Genomic DNA, 18,640 nt, shown 5'->3' on the forward strand with positions numbered 1-18,640 from the left:
CTGACTTTAGAAACTCTTTAACTACCTTTAGCTTGAACTGCTTGCTGTACTTGCTCATAAAACAAAACCCCCTTGGTTGGACATAATGTCCAACTTTTGGGGGTCAGCTCACTGGGGTTGGCTTTTTTAACGGCAAAATTAACTATTTAGCTAATTAAGCAGCTTTGCGGGTTTTAGCAGCTGGCTTAGCAACAGCGTATTGACCTTGAATGTTTGCCAAAGCAGCATCAACACTCTTCTCAAAGTTGGCAAATGTGTCAGTAGCAGTTGCACGAACTTGATCAAACTGTTGGAGTGAAGACTCAAATGCAGTTTTGAATGCAGAAACGTAAGCTTCAGAACCAGCAGGAGCTGTCTTAGTAGCTTCTTGAACAAACTTAACCAATTCAGCACGTGCGTCATCAATAGAAGCGTCAACTACTTGAGCCACTTCTTTGTTGCCGTTACGAACTACTTGATTTACCTTAGCTTGGTAAGCAGCGGCATATTTAGCAGCCTCTTGAGCAACTTCAGGCTGAGCCAATTTTGCTAATTGCTGTGGATCCTTGATTGCCAACAACTGTGAGCTTGAATCTTGGGCAGCAGCCAAAGCATCTTTAGCAGCAGCTTGATTGATTTCAGCTAATTCTTGAGCACTTTCAACAGCAACTTGTGCCAAATGTTTAGCAGTTTCGATTGCTTTAGCTTGTGCAGAAGCGATTTGGTCGTTTAATTGAGTTTGAAACATGATTTATCCTAACTTTAAGTAAATAAGGGTTTTTTATTGCAATGCACCATTCTAAGAGCCCCATTTTCTAAAAGCAAGATATTTTTGCTGCAAAGCAACATATATTTCCTAAAACCCAATTTCAAGCGTTTAAACAAGGTTTATTGGCCAATTAAATTCTATTTTTCCTATATAGTTTTTAGGGTTATTGGATAGAAACTTCCAAAAATCAGTAGCAATAGCGGTTTTGGCGCGATTACTTTATCCAGGCAGTAAATTCCTCTGCGCTCACTCTGGGGGTATGAAAGCTATTCACTATCTCGCTTTTATCGGCATACCCTAGTGCCATACCGCACACAAGCATCTCATTCTCCTTGGCACCAATAGCTGGCAGGATGATCTTTGCGTAATCATTCCAAGCAGCTTGTGGGCAAGTGTCTAAGCCCCCCCCCTCTTGCGGCAACCATCATATTCTGCAAGAACATGCCGTAGTCGAGCATAGAACCACGACCAAGCTCTTTATCGATTGTGAAAAATATTGATACTGGTGCCCCAAAGGCTTGAAAGTTTTTTCGATGCTGTGCATGCATTTTCTCTTTATCGCCTTTAGTAATTCCCAATAAGCCATACAAGCCCCAACCATTTTCACGGCGCCTATCGATATAAGGGCTAAACCATTTAGTTGGATAATAGTCATATGCTGGTTGATATTCTTTTGCTAACTCAGGATTGAGTGCAATGCTGTCATAAGCAGCGCACACTTTTTCACATAATTCCTTAAGTGCATTGCCCTCAACAACATATGCTTTCCAGGGTTGAGTATTCGTGCCCGAGGGAGCTCGCGCAGAGATATCGAGTAACTTGAGGATGACCTCTTTTGAGACAACATCATTGGTAAATGCCCGCACGGACATGCGAGATGTAATGGCTTGGGCTGGAGTTAATGCCTTCATTAATATCCTTTTATTCTATCTAAGGCTGTCAGCTCGCGCCTTGTGTAATTTTCTGTAACTATCAATCAAACGATGGTGCCTATCTAGGCCCTCTAACTTCATGCTCGTTGGCGTTAAACCAAAGAAGCGAATACTTCCATCGATTGATCCCAGAACTGCATCCATCCTGGCATCACCAAACATACGACGGAAGTTGACTTCAAAGTCTGACATCTCTAACTCGTCATCGAGCAAAACCTCAAGGCAAGCATCTAGAGCTTGATAAAACAATTTACGCTCTACTGTATTGTCGTTGTACTGAAGAAAAGCGCCCACTAGTTCATGCGCTTCTTCAAATTGCTTTAGTGCTAACCGAATCAGTAACTTTAATTCAAGCACAGTAAGTTGACCCCAAACGGTATTCTCATCAAATTCAATACCAATGAGTGTGGCAATATCCCCGTACTCATCTAGCTCGTTATTTTCTAAGCGATCCAAGAGTGCATCTAAGCTAGCATCATCTAGTTGGGATAAATTCAGAATATCTTTGCGGAATAGCAGGGCCTTATTGGTGTTATCCCAGACAAGATCCTCTATTGGATACACCTCAGAATAGCCTGGCACCAAAATACGGCAAGCAGTTGCGCCTAACTGATCATAGACGGCAACATAAGCCTCTTTACCAATATCTTTCAGAATGCCAAATAAAGTTTCCGCTTCTTGGACATTGGAATTTTCACCATCCCCCGAGAAATCCCACTCCACGAATTCGTAATCCGACTTCGCACTGAAAAACTGCCAGGAGACAATGCCGCTGGAATCAATGAAGTGCTCTACAAAGTTATTGGGCTCTTTCACAGCTTCACTGGCAAAAGTAGGCGGGGGCAAATCATTCAGACCCTCTAAGCTACGGCCCTGCAATAACTCAGTCAAACTTCTCTCTAGCGCAACTTCAAGACTTGGATGAGCCCCAAAAGAGGCAAAGACACCGCCTGTGCGCGGATTCATTAAGGTAACGCACATGACTGGAAAGATACCGCCGAGCGATGCATCCTTCACCAATACTGGGAAACCTTGCTCCTCTAGACTCTGAATGCCAGCCAAAATACTCGGGTACTTTGCGAGTACCTCCTGCGGCACATCTGGCAATGCAATTTCACCTTCCAGAATTTCTCTTTTCACTGCTCGCTCAAAAATCTCCGATAAACACTGAACCTGAGCCTCGGCCAAGGCATTGCCCGCGCTCATACCATTACTAACGAATAAATTTTCAATGAGGTTAGAGGGAAAATATACTGTCTTGCCATCCGATTGCCGCACATACGGCAAAGAACAGATGCCGCGCTCTACATTTCCAGAATTGGTATCTACTAGATGCGAAGCTTTTAGCTCTCCATCAGGGTTATAAATATTGAGACAGTATTCATCTAAAATTTCTGTCGGCAATATATCTTTTTTACCCGGCTTAAACCAACGCTCGTTTGGATAATGTACAAACTCTGCATTGGCAATATCCTCGCCCCAGAATGCTCCGGCATAGAAATGATTATTACTAAGTCGCTCGATGTACTCACCAAGGGCAGAAGCTAAGGCACTTTCTTTTGTAGCGCCTTTGCCATTGGTAAAGCACATCGGGGAGTGCGCATCACGAATATGCAACGACCAAACATTCGGAATGAGATTGCGCCAAGAGGCGATTTCGATCTTAATTCCCAGATTGGCCAATAGACCGGACATGTTGGCAATAGTTTGCTCTAGCGGCAGGTCTTTTCCCGCAATATAGGTGCTAGCATCAGAGGCAGACTTAAGGGTCAGCAAGGTCTGCGCATCGGCATCTAGGTTTTTGACTTCTTCAATAACAAACTCTGGCCCAGCTTGTACTACCTTCTTAACTGTACATCGTTCAATTGAGCGCAAGATGCCCTGGCGATCCGTTGCAGAAATATCTTCTGGTAACTCAACTTGAATTTTGAAAATCTGCTGGTAACGATTTTCAGGATCAACAATATTATTTTGTGAGAGGCGGATATTCTCGGTAGAAATGTTGCGGGTATCACAGTACAGCTTTACAAAGTAAGCCGCACATAAAGCGGATGAAGCCAAGAAATAATCAAATGGCCCTGGTGCAGATCCATCACCCTTGTAGCGGATTGGTTGGTCAGCAATAACTGTGAAGTCATCGAACTTCGCCTCTAGACGAAGCTTATCGAGAAAGTTGACCTTAATTTCCATGGGGGTGATTCCAAACTAACGCTAAAAATGATGTGATCATCATTATCCCTCCAATGCCTATCTACAGCATGTCTTAATGCCTAGGCCAGCCAAATTTGGCGATATACGCCATTCGGATCATGATCTTGGGTTTGTTTAGTTACATTAAAAGGTCTGCCCCCTCTAGGATCAGTACCTTTGCCAGCAATATATAGCCAGTTGCCTTGATTGCTATAAACGTCGTAGTCAAGCAATTGATACTCAAACCAAGCAGCACCTGCTTGCCAATCACCGTTCATGTCATAAATCCAATAACTGGCCACAATTTGTCGCATGCGATTGGATAGATATCCCGTTTTTTTCAATTCACGCATACCGGCATCTATCAGCGATTCCCCGGTATTACCAGATGACCATTTGGAGAATTTTTCACCATCAAACTGATTGCTAGGCGTCTTACTTAAACCTTTGGAGTAATAGAGCCTTGTGCCGTATTTAAAGTGGAGAAACCGGAAGTAATCCCTCCAGAGTAATTCAAACCAAAGCCAGTAGGTCCCATCATTTGCGCCATAGCAAATTTCATAATCCGCTAATTGCTTTGCAATGGATCCTGCAGAGCAACAACCTTGCGCTAGCCATGGAGAGAATTTGCTGGAGTAATCCATACCAATCAGCCCATTACGAGTTTGTTTATAAGTATCGGGAAGGCGTCGCTCGAAATATTGCTGAATATGGGTTTGAGCACTCCGTGCCCCACCCTGAAACTTACTGCCACTAGATAAAGTATTTCTGTCGCATACTTTGATAGAGGGCATCTCGATAGCAGGCAATGGAGGAATACTCTTGGGAGCATCTGCAGGAGAGGAAAATCTTAAGCCCTTCTTTTCAACTTGCTGACGAAATTGGGTAAAGACATCTGGCATCTCTTGCAATGGAAATGGCAAAGATTGAGCATCCAACATACTAGATTGCCATATGGGATTCATCCTAAAACCAGCGCTACTTAATAATGCTACTTGCTCCAACTCTTCGGGCGCCTGAATTTGCTCACAATAAATCAGATCAGTTTGAGTCTGAGCTTTTAATTTCTCAAACACATCTAGAACATCACCAGCCACTTCATATAAGTCTGATCCCAAGTCACGAAGCTGACTACGTAATTCCTGAAGAGATTGATCCAAAAATACCTGGCGATGCTCACCTATTCTCGGAAATCCCCATACGGTATCTTGCTCTAAGTTAGGCTGATGAATATAGACTGGTAGTAGATGATCCGCTGACTTACATGCCTGCATAAACGATGGGTTATCTTCCAAGCGGAGATCGTTTCTAAACCAATAAAAGGCAGTTGTCATTTATTCCACGCCAATCGGAATGACTTGATTCTTATAGGATCCTGAGAGGGCTTTTTTAACGATCTTATAGATATCCAGATCAAACTCCGCATCACCCGACTGCGCCAATTCATAAAGCTCATCCTGATTAATGGCTGTTCCTAGATAACACCATTTATCAACCACGATCATCTCGCCGCCCTCTTTAATGGCAATAGCTCCAGAATATGGCCAAACCTGAACCTTAAAGAGTTCCATAGCTATTTTTAGCTGTAAGTTATGTAAGGCAATAGGGGCAAGACTGATGCAGGCCCCATTGCATTGCTTTACTTGGTAGCCAAAGCAAGATTTACCCTCAATACGTTTTTCTAGACCAAGTAATGCTTCACATAAATGGTATTTTTTAGCAATTGCCTTTAAATAGGAGTGCGCTTCCCGTTTGCTATAAAACAAACCATATAAATTATCCTGTAAGCCAGGGGATAAATGATGATGAGTCACCAAAGAAGGTGTTAGAACTCCAGCATCATCCTCTTCCAAACCCCAAGCACAAAGATCCTTAGATCTGCGCAGCTTAATGTTCATAGAAGGCATGCGCTCTTTTATCAATCTCGACTCCAGAATTAATGCGCCTAGCTCTCCACTAGTTTCAATCCAATCAATATCGCGAACCTGTAAAGACAGTTTCATTTCTTTGCGTTGCGTTAAAGCACCCTGGAAGTGACCCATCACCCTACTACGCAAGGAAATACTTTTACCGATATAAAGAGGGATTTTGTTATCTCCATAAAAGATATAGCAACCCGGACCATCAGGTATGGAGTCTATTAAATTCTGATCTATGTTTGAGGGAAGGCTAGCATTGCCAATGAGCTGGTTAATCGCTTCATTTAATTTAGCTTGCCCAAATTTTGATTCACACACCCGCCAAAATTGAAGCAATAAGTCGGCATCTCCGAGAGCGCGATGTCTGGCGCTGACTTTCAGTCCATGCGCGCTGATGATGGTATCAAGATTATGGCGCGGCTGATCCGGGAAGAGTAATCGAGAGAGCTTTACAGTACATAAAACTTTAGGCTTAAAGTCAATGCCAATCCTCTTAAAAGAGGCCTTGATAAAACCATAATCAAAGCGAGCGTTGTGAGCAACAAATATTTTTCCCTCAAGCTCTTTTTTTAAATCCTCGGCAAGCTCAGCAAAGCAAGGCTGACCCTGCACCATTGCTGGCGATATACCGGTTAGTCTTTGAATGTTTTGCGGGATATAAGTTTGCGGATCGAGCAACCTTTCCCATACCTGAAGCTCATTATTTGCTAAGGTTTTAATGCCAATTTCAGTAATGCGATCACGATCGAAATGAGACCCCGTGGTTTCAATGTCTACAAAAGCTAAATCGGGGTAAGGTCCACGCTGACTGTTCACGCTAGAAGCATTAATTCCATTTAGTTTGCAGACGGGCCTCTATTGAGATAGTCGGCAAAACTAAAGATAGAGTTTGGGCCACGAGGTGTATCTTCCACTTTTTTGAATGTTGTTTTGATCACCCTCTGAGTCTCTCCCTTTTTCTTTTTCTCTTGCTTGATAGTGATTTGCTTTTCTATTGGCAAGTACGATTTTCTCTCGGGCGCAGTCTGAACATCACTAAAACGTGGAATGTAATCTTTGATTGCAGAGGCTAGTGTCACATTAGATATGCAACTCATCATATAAGCTTCAAGTGATTGATATAGCTCTTTGGCAATATCAGATACCTCAACTTTTCTCTTCTTAATTTTGTTCATTGCCAGAACAATATCTTTAATAGTGATAACTCGAGGATCTTTTGAAAGCTGATACCCGCCCGTCCGACCCTTGACTGCAACAACAAGACCGGACTCTCTTAACGGGCGCAATAACAGCTCGATACGACTGATCGATATGTGCTGTCTTTTGGCTATTTCTGGAGCAGGTACAAGCTGCCCATTGGCTGAATGGCTTGCAATATCTACGAGGGTATTGAGAGCTACTCTGACTGCTTTGGTGACTTCCATGGGTACTTTCGGCACAAAAGTTAGATTAGCGCTAGTATGAAACTGATCCAAAAAATGTGCTGCAGCGCATTAATTAACCCTATCTAACTTATGGTTGAAGTAATGAGACCCCAGCACCCCCTTACCTATCGACTACTCCGCTTTCTTGCCCTTATTTTGGCTGGTTCAATCATTTCTCAAGCCTTTGGCTGCCTAGCAGCTTACTTGATCATTCACGATTCTCAGGCAGCAGGTATGGTAGCGAACATAGTAGTGCAGCATCTTTCATATTATTTCTTAGGGTGCGCGTTTGCAATCTTAAGTATTGCCAACATTCTCATCAAAAGAGGTGCAAGCCCGCTTAAAAACATCCGCCTTCCGTTATTAATGTTGATGATAGCGGTAGCAGTGGCAAGTTTTCTTCTAATACCCCGCATGGATTACTTACGAGAAACAGCGCTCATAGATGGTATGCCAGTGATGCTCTCGCCGTTTGCCAACTATTTCCAGGTGTTGAATATCTTGGTGTTGATACTACTGTTAACACAGATCATTTCTAGTGCCATAGTTGCGTGGCGCCTGTGTAACTCAGAATCAACCTAAGCGGGCCCGAACAGCAGCAATTAAGGGTATCTGTTGCTCTTGCCGTAAAAACTGGCCAAGCTCTACACGCTGGTTAGATTGGCTTATATGAAAGACTTTCGCCCCTTCCAAGGGCAATTCAATCTTGGCCCACTGCGTATTAAATTCGTACACAGTCTCTTTATAGCCAATGAACTTTTTAACAATTAAAGAATTACCATCTATCTCAATTGTTTCGCAATCTAAAGCATGTCTACAGTAGATTAAAAATCCGAGCGTTACCGCACATAACTCTAAAGCTGTGAAAATGGGAATGACCCAGACCCCCGCCAAAAAGAATCCCATTCCAACTGTTACAGAGAGGCACACCAGAACTATGTAGAACTGGAGAAGCTGCTTGGGAGTCAGCGCGCAGTTTCTGCGCATTTGCCAGCGCTTCATGTTTATGCAAGTCTTGACATGACAAACGAAAGTTTATTTACTTTTACTGCGCTCTTGAGATTTTGCTAACTGGTCAGCACTTCTTTGCTGAAAATCGACCATAGAGTGGTATCCCATTTGATAGCAAGGGCAATGCTTACCCAGGATCCAGCGAGCAAGCTTGATACGAAGTTTTTGGATCATGTTTACCCCTTATTAGTGACCCTTAAATGTAAACGGAAATGGCATTTATTGCTGAGCTGAGATCAAAATGGGGGATTTAATGCGGTCTAGCCATCAGCAGAAATTATTCAAATCCATTACATTGGATGAATGACTAATTCAGACTCCTCCTCACAAAAAATACCCCTTTTCCCACTGGGAACTGTACTGTTTCCGGATGGCGTAATTGCCCTCAAGATCTTTGAGGCGCGCTACCTCGATATGATTAAGGCATGCTTGCGAGAAAAAACAGAATTTGGTGTTGTTAGCATCATGAAGGATCAGAATGCCGTAGAAGATTCACCTCCCGTATTTTCTCGAATCGGAACTCTGGCCCAAATTGAAGATTTTGATCCGGTTCAGCCTGCTTTGTATATGACCAAATCCTTTGGAACGCAGCGCTTTAAGCTTCTGAATAGCCAACAAGAATCTAATGGCCTATGGATTGGTGAAGTTGAACTTCTAGCGAATGATCCTGCTACCCCTATTCCTGAAGAACACCAAAAGATAGTTCAATTATTAAATGAAATTATTTCAGTCATTCAAAGCGAAGATCTTTTAGGCGAATCGCTATTTAAGAAGCCTTTCAAGATAGATGACTGCGGCTGGGTTTCCAATCGCCTTGCAGAACTCTTACCCATTTCACTCGCTCAAAAGAACCATTTGCTAGCCCAAACTAATCCCAGAATCAGACTTGATCTGGTTACAGAAATTATCGAAGATGATGGCTTAAGCAATCTCATGCTGCACTAAATCCATGCTTGATGAGCTTATTCGCAAAACAATTCGCGAAATGGTGGGTGGTAGCGGACCTCCGGTTGCCTTTCTAACGCCACTAGGCGATCGCGGCCTCTTTGGCCCGGAGTCTATTGCCTGGAAAGTACACGCAGACTTTATTTCCATGATGATTGGCGGCATCAGTTCGCTGATCTTGCAAGCCCTGCACCCACAAGCCTTAGCGGGTGTTTGGGATCACTCCAGTTTTAGAGAAGACCTTAAAGGCAGGCTCGGTAGAACGGCATTCTTCATCGCCGCTACTACTTATGGATCAACCGAGATGGCAGACAACATCATTGATAAGGTGAACCAGATTCATGCAAAGATTAGTGGCTTTGATGAATTCGGAAAACCATACTCTGCTACAGATCCCCATTTACTAGCTTGGGTTCATCTCACGGAAACACATAGCTTTATGCAGGCTTTCGAAGATTATCGAAAAGAGAAATTAAGCTCAAAAGACAAGGATCAATACTTTGTTGAAATGAAATCTCTTGGCGAAAGAATGGGCGCCTATCATTTACCTAGCACCTTCGCCAAAACAGATAGTGCGATTAAAGACTACATTCCCGAACTTTATTTTGGGGAGCGCGCAAAAAGCATCCTTGAGCTACTAGAAAACTTTCCAAGTAAGCTCGCCGCAAAACCCTTTATCAAACTGATCACTCGTGCCGGCTATCTGAATCTTCCAGATTGGGTCTATCCATTTATCAATAGGCCAACACCCAGCCTATTCGAACGCTTAGCAGTGAAAAAGAGTGTCGATTTAATTGCAGTACCGATTCGCGAGGCCCTTAAGGATGGGGTGGCCGCCCACTCACTCCGTAGAGTTTACGGATGATTTATTTGGAAAGACGTCATGATTACTAGTTATCTTCTATCGGGCATGGTTGGCATCATGCTTTTCTTTACCGTGGTCGTAGCTCCAACTGTTTTTAAGGTGCTTCCTGTCGAATGGTCCAGTAAATATGTTCGGAACTTTTTTCCAAAGTACTATGCCTGCCTAGGTTTAATTACTACCATCTGTATTTTTACAGCGCCCGATAAGGTCGGTAAGAGCTTACTAGCGATCTGCGCATTACTCTTTGCCTTTACCTTGTTCTACTTGACTGGGAAAATTAATGAGGCAAAAGATCAAGGCCAAAGTCGTCGTTTTCATCTGCTGCACGGAGCAAGCGTTGTCATCAATTTATTTCAGTTGATTACCTTTATCTACCTTTTGGTCAAACTGTCATAAATAGATGGGTGGCTAAGAGCCAGGTTTAATCTTGCTTGGATCTAACTCCTCAACCTTATTCTGCTTGATGGGCAAATTCAAACTAGGGGCAGCCATTTTTTCGCCATCCCAAACTTGCCCACACCAACACTCACCTGCATCATTAATAATGCACACACCTGAGCCGCAGCAACGTTTGTCTGGGGTCTTCATAAATTAGCCTAATCAAGAAATTGAAATTAAGACTATTCTAGGGTTTTTATGAAACTAGCGCTTGATCTTGCAACTAAAAAATGATGCAAAGCCATTTATTTGAAACCTCCCACGGCGACTTTGCTGTGAATATGTTGCCAAAGGATGGGGGCGCTCACTACTACCCCAAGGTGTTTACTGAACAAGACTCTACAAAATTATTGGGCCAGCTTCAAGCCTCCCTGAAATGGGAGCAAGAAAAACTCATGATGTTTGGAAGATTAGTCACTACTCGTCGTAAAGTGGCATGGGTTGGGGATCCTCAATGTAGTTATACCTATTCCGGGGTACAGAAGATTCCGCAGGCATGGACATCTGAACTCATCCTGATTAAAGAGCAACTAGAAGAAATATCACAAGCTGAGTTTAATTCTTGTTTACTCAATCTCTACCACGACGGAAGTGATGGTATGGGTTGGCATAGCGATAATGAAAAAGAGCTTGACCCCTTATCGCCCATTGCATCCTTCAGTCTTGGCGCGCAGCGCAAGTTCGCCTTTCGCCATAAAAAAGATAAAGAGACCGTATCTCTTTTTTTAGAGAGTGGTAGCGCCCTGATCATGCGTGCGCCCACTCAAGAATATTGGCAGCATGCTTTGCTGAAAACCAAAACTGTGTCGGATATTCGTATGAATTTAACGTTTAGAAAAATCAATACTCATGCTAAATGAAGCCAAAATAAATGAGACCAAACCAAAAGTCACTGTAGCCATCATTGGCGCAGGGATAGCAGGGCTGAGTTGCGCCTCCAGCTTGCAAGCTCTTGGCTTTGAAGTTCAGATATATGAAAAGAGTCGCGGGCCAAGCGATCGGATGAGTACTCGTCATGGTGAAGGCTGGACTGCCGATCATGGGGCTCAATATTTCACAGCAAGAGATCGAGCGTTTATTGAAGAACTCAATACATGGATTAAGGCAGGTGTAGCAGCGGCTTGGCATCCCAATCTTAGTGTATATGAAAGCGGTCAATGGCAAGAGAGCAACTCAAAAGAGAAGCGCTATGTAGGCGTACCTGCCATGAATTCTCCTGGTCAATATTTAGCCAAAAACTTATCGATTGAGTGCAATCAGACCATTGATAAGATTTACCGGAATGACGGGAAATGGCATCTCCATAGCTTAGAGAATGGTGATATTACTCAATCATTCGATTACTTAGTATTAGCAATTCCTGCACCCCAGAGCTACGCTCTTACCAAATTAGTGGATCACTCTATGGAGGCATTTTGTTCTAGCGTAGATATGCAAGGCTGTTGGACAGTGATGGCACGATTCTTAGAAATGGCTGATATGCCTTTTGATGCTGCCTTCATTAATAATGAAATCATTAGCTGGATCTCTCGAAATAATTCTAAGCCTGGACGCACAGGTCAAGAAACCTGGACAATACATGCCACTCCACAATGGAGCCAACAATGTATCGAGCTGGAAAAAGAGGAGGCTGGCAAGTTGATTCTAGATTCCGCAAAACAGCTTGGACTCAATTGTCAGAATGCTGAAATCGCCATCCATCGCTGGCGTTACGCAAGTGGGGCAACCAATACAGAAGCGGGCTTTATTCTGAATGAAGATAACAAACTTAGCCTGTGCGGAGATTGGCTCAATGGTGGCAGAGTTGAGGGAGCATGGTTAAGTGGTCATAAATTAGCAAGTGCAATTCATATTTCAGCAGCATTAAACCCATAAGGCTTAGATTATGTCGCGCAAAGCAACAATCGAATTACGAGATCTCAAACTACAAACTCAGATCGGGACCTATAAGGCTGGTGACATCATCCCTGATAGTCATTTACTAGATCTCACCCTTTGGATTGACTCGCATCTCGTACTGATTGCCGAGGACAACATGAGCAAGGTCTTTGATTACGACCCTCTTGTCCTCGAGATTTCTAGGCTAGCTGGTGAATGTCATTATGAAACTCAGGAAAGATTGATGAGCAGGATCGTTGAAGCTTGTGCCAATTACCCTGAAGTTCAATCGCTAGAAATCAGTCTTAGAAAATCACCCGTTAACAATCACTCTGGTTCACTTGGCGTTAGCTTAAGTCTTGACCAGGAAGCCTTAACAACATTAAGAAGCTAGACCTTATTCAGCACAACAAATCAGCGAGACATTTGCCATGAATTTCATCAATATCTTGATTTCTACATTAGCGAGCATTGCGTTTGGTCTTTTTCCTCTGTTAGCACACGCTAATTTAGCGAGTGACTTAAATGATGGGCAGCATGTGCTTCTTATACGCCATGCAGATGCCCCTGGCTACGGTGATCCTAAAGGCTACCAACTAGATAAATGTACCACCCAAAGAAATCTAGGGGACTATGGGAAAAAGCAGGCTGCACTCATAGGGGAGTGGCTAAAAAATCAAGGGATTACTTCCGCAAACCTTATTAGCAGCCCTTGGTGTCGTTGTATAGATACCGCCAAGCTGATGAATATAGGTTCTGCGCAGATCTCTCCAGCCCTAGGCTCATTCTTCGATGACATGAGTCTTGAAAAACAGCAAACAAAAGAGTTGGAGAAACTCATTCAGTTAAATCTCAATGGGAATAACAATAGCAAGGACAAGGTACCACTGATTTTAGTAACCCATCACGTCAACATACAAGCCTACGCAGGGAAAGTAGTCAACGTAGGGGATATGGTTTTGGTAAAGGTTAATAAGAACGGACAACACTTATCTCACCAGATTTACCCCAGCCCCTAAACCTAGTACGGGGCTCGCTTAGAACCGTTGCTATCACCGCCCTCTTGGAGATGTCCAGTTTTCACAAAGATCGTGCAGCCCTCTTTACTAAAGGGTTGATGCAAACTCATATGAGGGCTTCTGATCCAAGAACCAGCAGGATAGCGCCCATGCTCATCTTCAAATACTCCATCCACCACAAAGATTTCTTCGCCGCCGTAATGCTTATGCGGATTGAAATACGTTTGAGGCGCCCAACGAACTAAGGTTGAGCCACTGCCCTGCTGCATGAGTGGCATCACATGAAGACCCGGAACCATACCTTGGTACCAAGGAGCAGTTTTGGTATCGATGACCTCTCGCACCACCTGATCTGAGCCAAGATGACGCAACTTCACAAAAAGAGTACAACCGGATTTACTAAACGGAGCATGGGAAGATCCGGGGGGATTCATCAAATAGGTGCCAGCAGGATAGTCGCCAGTCTCATCGCTAAATACCCCCTCTAAAACCAAGATCTCTTCACCGAATTCATGGGTGTGGGTTTTAAATTGTGTTCCGGGCTGATAGCGCACGATAGAAGTCGCCTTTGCCACCTCATCACCGATACGATCAAGCATGCGTCGCTCAACCCCTGGCTCGGGACTGGGGACCCAAGGTAAGTCATGGTGGTTTATGACAATTCTCTTGCTGTAATCGGCGTTGATATTCACTTGGACTATTTCATATATGCAAACAACCCTAAGCATAGCAAGCTAATGGGATGGGCGCTTAAAAGACAAAGGTGCATGCACACCCTTTTATGCGAACTGCGCTAAAGTCTCTTAACTACACTGAACTTACTTAAGGCTTTAAAAGGCACTATGAGCTTACTTCCGAATCCATTTAGCGCCCTCGTCATCGGAGCATCGGGGACTATTGGCTCTCATTTTGTAAAACTTCTGGAGAGCAATCCATCTTGCTCCAAAGTCATTGGCATTCATCGTCATTCCCCCAATGCAATTGACTACCATCATCCCGAGACTATTGAAGATTCTGCAAATAGTCTGGCTGAATTAGGGCCATTTCAATTGATCATTAACACCATTGGGGCATTGCATTCAGAACAATGGATGCCCGAAAAGAAATTGGATGATTTAAATCCGACCCAATTAACTGAAATGTTCAACACCAATACCATTGGTCCTGCATTAACCATTAAGTACTTCTCTAAACTCTTGGATCCAAAGCACGGCGTCATGGCAACACTATCTGCCAAGGTAGGCAGCATTGAGGACAATCGACTGGGCGGTTGGTATAGCTATAGAGCCTCTAAAGCTGCACTCAATATGATCATCAAAACAGCATCGATTGAGTTCGCGAGAACAAAACCGAATATTGCTTTGATAGCCCTTCATCCAGGTACCGTGAACTCTGGGTTATCACAACCTTTTCGCGGGCAGCAAATCGGCAGGGATCCTCTAGAGGCAGTAAATGACATGTTTAATGTTCTTGCCAAGGTAGGCAAAGAAGATTCAGGCAGCTTTCTGACTTACTCCGGTGAAAAGCTACCCTGGTAGCAATTAAAGTCTGCCTTCATTCATATTACTGCAACATCTATAGGAAACTGTAAGTTACTCAGTAACTTGAACGCCCTTCCAAAAAGCGATATATCCAGCGATATTATTTGCAGCTGATTTAGGCTCAGGGTAGTACCATGCGGCATCCTTGTTTGATTGGCCATTGACTTCTACATCATAGTAGCTCGCAGTACCTTTCCAAGAGCACACAGTATTTTTTTCTGACTTCTTAAAAAACTGCATATTCAAGCTAGTAGATGGAAAGTAATGATTACCCTCCACGACAATAGTTGCGTTTGAATCAGCCAAAACTTCGTTATTCCAAATAGCTTTCATACCGTCTCCTTGTAAGGATTTAGCATAAAGCAAATATTGACTTTATGCTGTATAAAGATTGACGTCTTTAATGTTTATCCGTCATCAAAAAATTCATGCAAATACCTACTACTCCAGCAGATACCGCCTCAATTGATCATGACTTTATTTCTGAGATCGAGTTGGGTTTGCTGGCAGAGAATGCCTCTATTTCTCCAAAGTTTTTATACGACCCCTTAGGATCACATCTCTTTACTGCTATTACCTTATTACCGGAGTACTACCCAACCAATACTGAAAAAAATATTTTTACTCAATATCAAGATCAAATTTCACAAGCAGTCGGTATTGGTGGCACCCTAATCGATTTAGGTGCTGGGAATTGCCAAAAAGCAGAGTCATTTTTTGAATCTCTTAAGCCCTCGAACTATCTAGCGATTGATTTTTCAGTTAAGTATTTGGAAGATGCTTTAAATAAACTTGCAGGAAAATATCCGCATATTTTGATGCAATGCATTGGTATGGATTTTTCAAAGAAACTCATCATTCCCGACTCCATCAGCAAGACCAAGCGAACATTCTTTTATCCAGGCTCTAGCCTTGGAAATTTCCTGCAATCAGAAGCACTGGAGTTGCTTAGCCAGATTAAGAATCAAGCTAATGATGGCGGCTTGTTAATTGGTGTTGATTTGATGAAAGAGGATTCTGTACTGATAGCAGCATACGATGACCCCCTAAAGGTAACTGCCGCTTTCAATCTGAATATTCTCAGATCGATCAACTCGCATCTGGGCTCTGATTTCAGAGTGGAACAATTCAGGCATCAGGTCAAAGTGAATCATGCGGATAATAGGGTTGAACTATATTTAGAGGCGCTTGAGAATGTGACAGTCTCATGGCAAGGAAAATCAAGGACATTCAAAAAAGGTGAATTGATTCACACAGAGAATTCACACAAGTACACGATTGAATCTATCAAGCAATTACTGATGAGTGCGGGTTTTGAAACAACTCAAATCTGGGCTGATCCCAAAAACTATTTCGCAGTGATATATGCAAAATAACCTTTCGTATCAAGCGCCCTCTGCAGATGAGCTATTAATACAATTTCATAGCTCCAGAAAGTATTCCGTAGATCTGATTGCGAATCTAAGTGCAGAAGACTGCCAAGCACAGTCTATGGAGGACGCAAGCCCCGCTAAATGGCATTTAGCACACGTCACTTGGTTCTATGAAGTAATGGTGCTTAGGGCCTTTGAAAAAAACTTCTCCTATTGGAATCCTGAATTTGCTGTTTTATTTAATAGCTATTACAACGGGGTTGGGGATAAGCATCCGCGTAGTAAACGCGGCTTATTAACGCGCCCTTCTCTCCAGCAAGTACTTGAATGGCGTAAAAATATTGAAGATCGACTACAGTCCCTCTTAAAAGAAAATTCCTCTAAAGAGCTGCTATGGCTGATACAGCTTGGAATAAACCATGAGCAACAACATCAAGAATTGTTATTAACAGATATTCAGCATCTTTTTTCCAACAACTCACTTTGGCCAATCTATAACCCCCAAAATATCGATACCCCTTCAGTTGAGCAGCCATTTAAATGGATCGAAGGAATTAGCGGCCTAGTTCAAACTGGCCATTCAGGTAATGGGTTTCATTTTGATAATGAAGGCCCGCAACACTCCGCCCTGAATCAAACACATTCGATAGGAAATCGACTCGTCAGTAATTCTGAGTGGCTACAATTTATTGAAGATGGTGGTTATGATAATTTTCAATGGTGGTTAGATGCAGGATGGGCATGGCTTAAATCGGAAAAGATTTCTGCTCCACTGTATTGGAATAAAGATGGTCACGGTCAACTACTGCGCTTTTCATTGAATGGCAATACACCACTTGATCTGCAGGCGCCAGTATCAAATATTAGCTATTTTGAGGCAGATGCCTTTGCGCGCTGGTCTAGCCAAAACTTTGCCAGCTTTGCTGGAGCGCGTTTGCCTACTGAAAATGAATGGGAATCATTTGCTCAATCCCATTTCGAAACTAGTAACGATCTATTTGGCAAAGTATGGCAATGGACTAGCAGTAACTACGCCCCCTATCCAGGCTATAAGCCATGGGGTGGTATTGCGGGTGAGTACAACGGTAAATTTATGGTCAATCAGATGGTCCTCAAAGGAAGCTCAGCTTACACGCCTAAGAGCCACTCAAGAATTACTTATCGTAATTTTTTCCCAACACATGCACGTTGGCAAATGACGGGCTTGAGGCTTGCTAAAGATGGCATTTGATTTTGACACTCTCACCGATCGACTAGAAAGCGATTCTATTCGCTGGGAAGGCGCCCTTGGTAAGGGGGTTCTACCTTTATGGGTGGCGGACATGGACTTTAAATCCCCGCCCTGCGTGATTGAAGCTCTAAACAATAGAGTGCAACAGGGAATTTACGGTTACACCCATAGCCCCCATCAAATGAACAGAATGATTGCGGACTACTTGGAAGAGCAATACCAATGGTCAGTCGATCCGGATTGGATAGTGATCCTACCCAGCGTTGTTTCTGGACTGTATACAGCTGTTCAGCAACTCACCAATATCGGTGATGGCGTTCTCGTTCCTAACCCCGTATACCATCACTTACGCCTTGCCTGCACTACTGCAAATAGATCTACCCAAGATATGCCGCTTGTATTACAGGAAGGTCGCTGGGTATTACCGAGTGATCAATTATCAGAGATTGTTAACGACAAGACTAAATTAGCCTTGTTTTGCAATCCTCAAAATCCAGGGTCAACAGTACTTACTAGGGATGAGCTAAAAGAATTTGGCAATTTTTGCATTCAAAATGATTTAAGGATTTGCTCAGATGAAATTCATGCGGGACTAGTACTTGCTGAAGACAGAAAACATATCCCACTTGCAAGCATCAGCAAAGAAATCTCAGAGAGGACTGTTACCTTAATGTCCTTAAATAAGACCTTTAACTTCCCTGGCGTTGGATTGGCTTGGGCTATTGCGGAAAATCCAGTCTTACGCAAAGCAATGCAGGTTGGCCTTCATCAAACCATTGCTCCGCCATCTTTGTTTGCCTACACAGCAACAATGGCAGCAATAAAGGAAGGCGAGCCTTGGAGAAAATCGTTAATTGAATACTTGAGAAAAAATCGAGATTTGATTCAAGAAAGAATTGGTAGCATTACCAAATTAAGCATAGACAAAATGGAAGGTAGTTATTTAGCCTGGATTGATTGCACTGCACTTCAAAGCCAAAACCCCCATCAGCTCCTGCTAGATGCTGGCCTGGCCACCTCTCCAGGCAGTCAATTTGGCAGAGATCAATTTGTTAGACTTAATTTTGGAACACAAAGAAGTCGATTAAATGAAGCCCTAGGTATTATCCAAAAGACTTTCACATAA

The 18,640-nt window shown here is 43.1% G+C and carries 23 protein-coding genes; 12 read left to right on the forward strand and 11 right to left on the reverse strand.

Annotated features, from left to right (window positions below; translation table 11 throughout):
- Positions 1-154 precede the first annotated feature (154 nt).
- From ICN48_RS12510 to ICN48_RS12535, 6 genes are all read right to left on the reverse strand, one after another.
- Entirely contained in the window at positions 155-727 is a 573-nt protein-coding gene (locus ICN48_RS12510; RefSeq protein ID WP_216154016.1) for a phasin family protein, read from the reverse strand.
- Positions 728-1,116: 389 nt separating this feature from the next.
- The gene (locus ICN48_RS12515; RefSeq protein ID WP_370624231.1) at positions 1,117-1,659 is read right to left on the reverse strand and encodes a nitroreductase family protein; all 543 of its coding nucleotides are present in this window, start codon (positions 1,657-1,659) and stop codon (positions 1,117-1,119) included.
- A gap of 15 nt (positions 1,660-1,674) precedes the next feature.
- On the reverse strand, positions 1,675-3,870 hold the full coding sequence (locus ICN48_RS12520; protein ID WP_216154017.1) for an OsmC domain/YcaO domain-containing protein: 2,196 nt from the start codon (positions 3,868-3,870) through the stop codon (positions 1,675-1,677).
- 80 nt (positions 3,871-3,950) lie between these two features.
- Entirely contained in the window at positions 3,951-5,204 is a 1,254-nt protein-coding gene (locus tag ICN48_RS12525; RefSeq protein ID WP_216154018.1) for a DASH family cryptochrome, read from the reverse strand.
- Positions 5,205-6,605: an exonuclease domain-containing protein gene (locus tag ICN48_RS12530; RefSeq protein ID WP_216154019.1), complete on the reverse strand. Its 1,401-nt coding sequence runs from the start codon at positions 6,603-6,605 to the stop codon at positions 5,205-5,207. It lies immediately after the preceding gene.
- Positions 6,606-6,625: 20 nt separating this feature from the next.
- On the reverse strand, positions 6,626-7,213 hold the full coding sequence (locus ICN48_RS12535) for an Rrf2 family transcriptional regulator (protein WP_216154020.1): 588 nt from the start codon (positions 7,211-7,213) through the stop codon (positions 6,626-6,628).
- Between the two features lie 102 nt (positions 7,214-7,315).
- Here ICN48_RS12535 and ICN48_RS12540 point away from each other — a divergent pair, with 102 nt between their 5' ends.
- Positions 7,316-7,795, forward strand: coding sequence for a DUF4149 domain-containing protein (locus ICN48_RS12540; protein WP_216154021.1), 480 nt, complete (start codon positions 7,316-7,318; stop codon positions 7,793-7,795).
- On the opposite strand, the gene ICN48_RS12545 is transcribed toward ICN48_RS12540, so the two are convergent.
- Together ICN48_RS12545 and ICN48_RS12550 are read right to left on the reverse strand one after the other, a co-directional pair.
- Positions 7,787-8,215: a DUF2244 domain-containing protein gene (locus ICN48_RS12545; protein WP_216154022.1), complete on the reverse strand. Its 429-nt coding sequence runs from the start codon at positions 8,213-8,215 to the stop codon at positions 7,787-7,789. The genes ICN48_RS12540 and ICN48_RS12545 overlap by 9 nt on opposite strands.
- 33 nt (positions 8,216-8,248) lie before the next feature.
- Entirely contained in the window at positions 8,249-8,398 is a 150-nt protein-coding gene (locus ICN48_RS12550; protein ID WP_215280119.1) for a hypothetical protein, read from the reverse strand.
- A 129-nt stretch (positions 8,399-8,527) separates the two neighbouring features.
- Here ICN48_RS12550 and ICN48_RS12555 point away from each other — a divergent pair, with 129 nt between their 5' ends.
- From ICN48_RS12555 to ICN48_RS12565, 3 genes are read left to right on the forward strand one after another with little or no spacing between them, the layout of a single operon-like run.
- On the forward strand, positions 8,528-9,169 hold the full coding sequence (locus ICN48_RS12555) for an LON peptidase substrate-binding domain-containing protein (protein WP_216154023.1): 642 nt from the start codon (positions 8,528-8,530) through the stop codon (positions 9,167-9,169).
- A 4-nt stretch (positions 9,170-9,173) separates the two neighbouring features.
- Positions 9,174-10,034 carry an oxygenase MpaB family protein gene (locus ICN48_RS12560; protein WP_216154024.1) on the forward strand — a complete coding sequence of 287 codons (861 nt, stop codon included), beginning with the start codon at positions 9,174-9,176 and terminating at the stop codon, positions 10,032-10,034.
- 18 nt (positions 10,035-10,052) lie between these two features.
- Positions 10,053-10,430 carry a DUF4149 domain-containing protein gene (locus ICN48_RS12565; RefSeq protein ID WP_216154025.1) on the forward strand — a complete coding sequence of 126 codons (378 nt, stop codon included), beginning with the start codon at positions 10,053-10,055 and terminating at the stop codon, positions 10,428-10,430.
- Between the two features lie 12 nt (positions 10,431-10,442).
- On the opposite strand, the gene ICN48_RS12570 is transcribed toward ICN48_RS12565, so the two are convergent.
- Positions 10,443-10,622: a hypothetical protein gene (locus ICN48_RS12570; protein ID WP_216154026.1), complete on the reverse strand. Its 180-nt coding sequence runs from the start codon at positions 10,620-10,622 to the stop codon at positions 10,443-10,445.
- A gap of 80 nt (positions 10,623-10,702) precedes the next feature.
- Between ICN48_RS12570 and ICN48_RS12575 the strand changes: the two genes are divergently transcribed.
- From ICN48_RS12575 to ICN48_RS12590, 4 genes are read left to right on the forward strand one after another with little or no spacing between them, the layout of a single operon-like run.
- On the forward strand, positions 10,703-11,332 hold the full coding sequence (locus tag ICN48_RS12575) for an alpha-ketoglutarate-dependent dioxygenase AlkB (protein ID WP_216154027.1): 630 nt from the start codon (positions 10,703-10,705) through the stop codon (positions 11,330-11,332).
- The gene (locus ICN48_RS12580) at positions 11,322-12,347 is read left to right on the forward strand and encodes an NAD(P)/FAD-dependent oxidoreductase (RefSeq protein ID WP_216863806.1); all 1,026 of its coding nucleotides are present in this window, start codon (positions 11,322-11,324) and stop codon (positions 12,345-12,347) included. Before ICN48_RS12575 ends, ICN48_RS12580 begins: the two co-directional genes overlap by 11 nt.
- A 10-nt stretch (positions 12,348-12,357) precedes the next feature.
- Positions 12,358-12,744, forward strand: coding sequence for a dihydroneopterin aldolase (locus tag ICN48_RS12585; protein WP_216154028.1), 387 nt, complete (start codon positions 12,358-12,360; stop codon positions 12,742-12,744).
- A 37-nt stretch (positions 12,745-12,781) separates the two neighbouring features.
- A complete protein-coding gene (locus ICN48_RS12590; protein ID WP_216154029.1) occupies positions 12,782-13,369 on the forward strand; it encodes a histidine phosphatase family protein in 588 nt (195 codons plus the stop codon).
- A 2-nt stretch (positions 13,370-13,371) separates the two neighbouring features.
- Here the strand turns inward: ICN48_RS12590 and ICN48_RS12595 are convergent, their stop codons facing one another.
- Complete coding sequence (locus ICN48_RS12595) at positions 13,372-14,061, reverse strand: cupin domain-containing protein (protein ID WP_216154030.1); 690 nt, start codon at positions 14,059-14,061, stop codon at positions 13,372-13,374.
- Positions 14,062-14,211: 150 nt separating this feature from the next.
- On the opposite strand from ICN48_RS12595, the gene ICN48_RS12600 reads away from it, so the two are divergent.
- The gene (locus tag ICN48_RS12600) at positions 14,212-14,907 is read left to right on the forward strand and encodes an SDR family NAD(P)-dependent oxidoreductase (protein WP_216154031.1); all 696 of its coding nucleotides are present in this window, start codon (positions 14,212-14,214) and stop codon (positions 14,905-14,907) included.
- Positions 14,908-14,961: 54 nt separating this feature from the next.
- On the opposite strand, the gene ICN48_RS12605 is transcribed toward ICN48_RS12600, so the two are convergent.
- A complete protein-coding gene (locus ICN48_RS12605) occupies positions 14,962-15,243 on the reverse strand; it encodes a DUF427 domain-containing protein (RefSeq protein WP_216154032.1) in 282 nt (93 codons plus the stop codon).
- Between the two features lie 95 nt (positions 15,244-15,338).
- Here ICN48_RS12605 and egtD point away from each other — a divergent pair, with 95 nt between their 5' ends.
- Genes egtD through ICN48_RS12620 form a run of 3 tightly spaced genes read left to right on the forward strand, consistent with a single transcriptional unit; the run spans position 15,339 to position 18,640 of the window.
- Positions 15,339-16,286, forward strand: coding sequence for an L-histidine N(alpha)-methyltransferase (gene egtD, locus ICN48_RS12610; RefSeq protein WP_216154033.1), 948 nt, complete (start codon positions 15,339-15,341; stop codon positions 16,284-16,286).
- Positions 16,276-17,514: an ergothioneine biosynthesis protein EgtB gene (gene egtB / locus ICN48_RS12615; protein WP_216154034.1), complete on the forward strand. Its 1,239-nt coding sequence runs from the start codon at positions 16,276-16,278 to the stop codon at positions 17,512-17,514. Before egtD ends, egtB begins: the two co-directional genes overlap by 11 nt.
- Positions 17,504-18,640 (forward strand): MalY/PatB family protein, encoded by a 1,137-nt coding sequence (locus ICN48_RS12620; RefSeq protein WP_216154035.1) that lies wholly within the window; start codon positions 17,504-17,506, stop codon positions 18,638-18,640. The genes egtB and ICN48_RS12620 overlap by 11 nt, the downstream gene beginning before the upstream one ends.

The organism is Polynucleobacter sp. JS-Safj-400b-B2 (assembly GCF_018881975.1).
Lineage (GTDB): Bacteria > Pseudomonadota > Gammaproteobacteria > Burkholderiales > Burkholderiaceae > Polynucleobacter.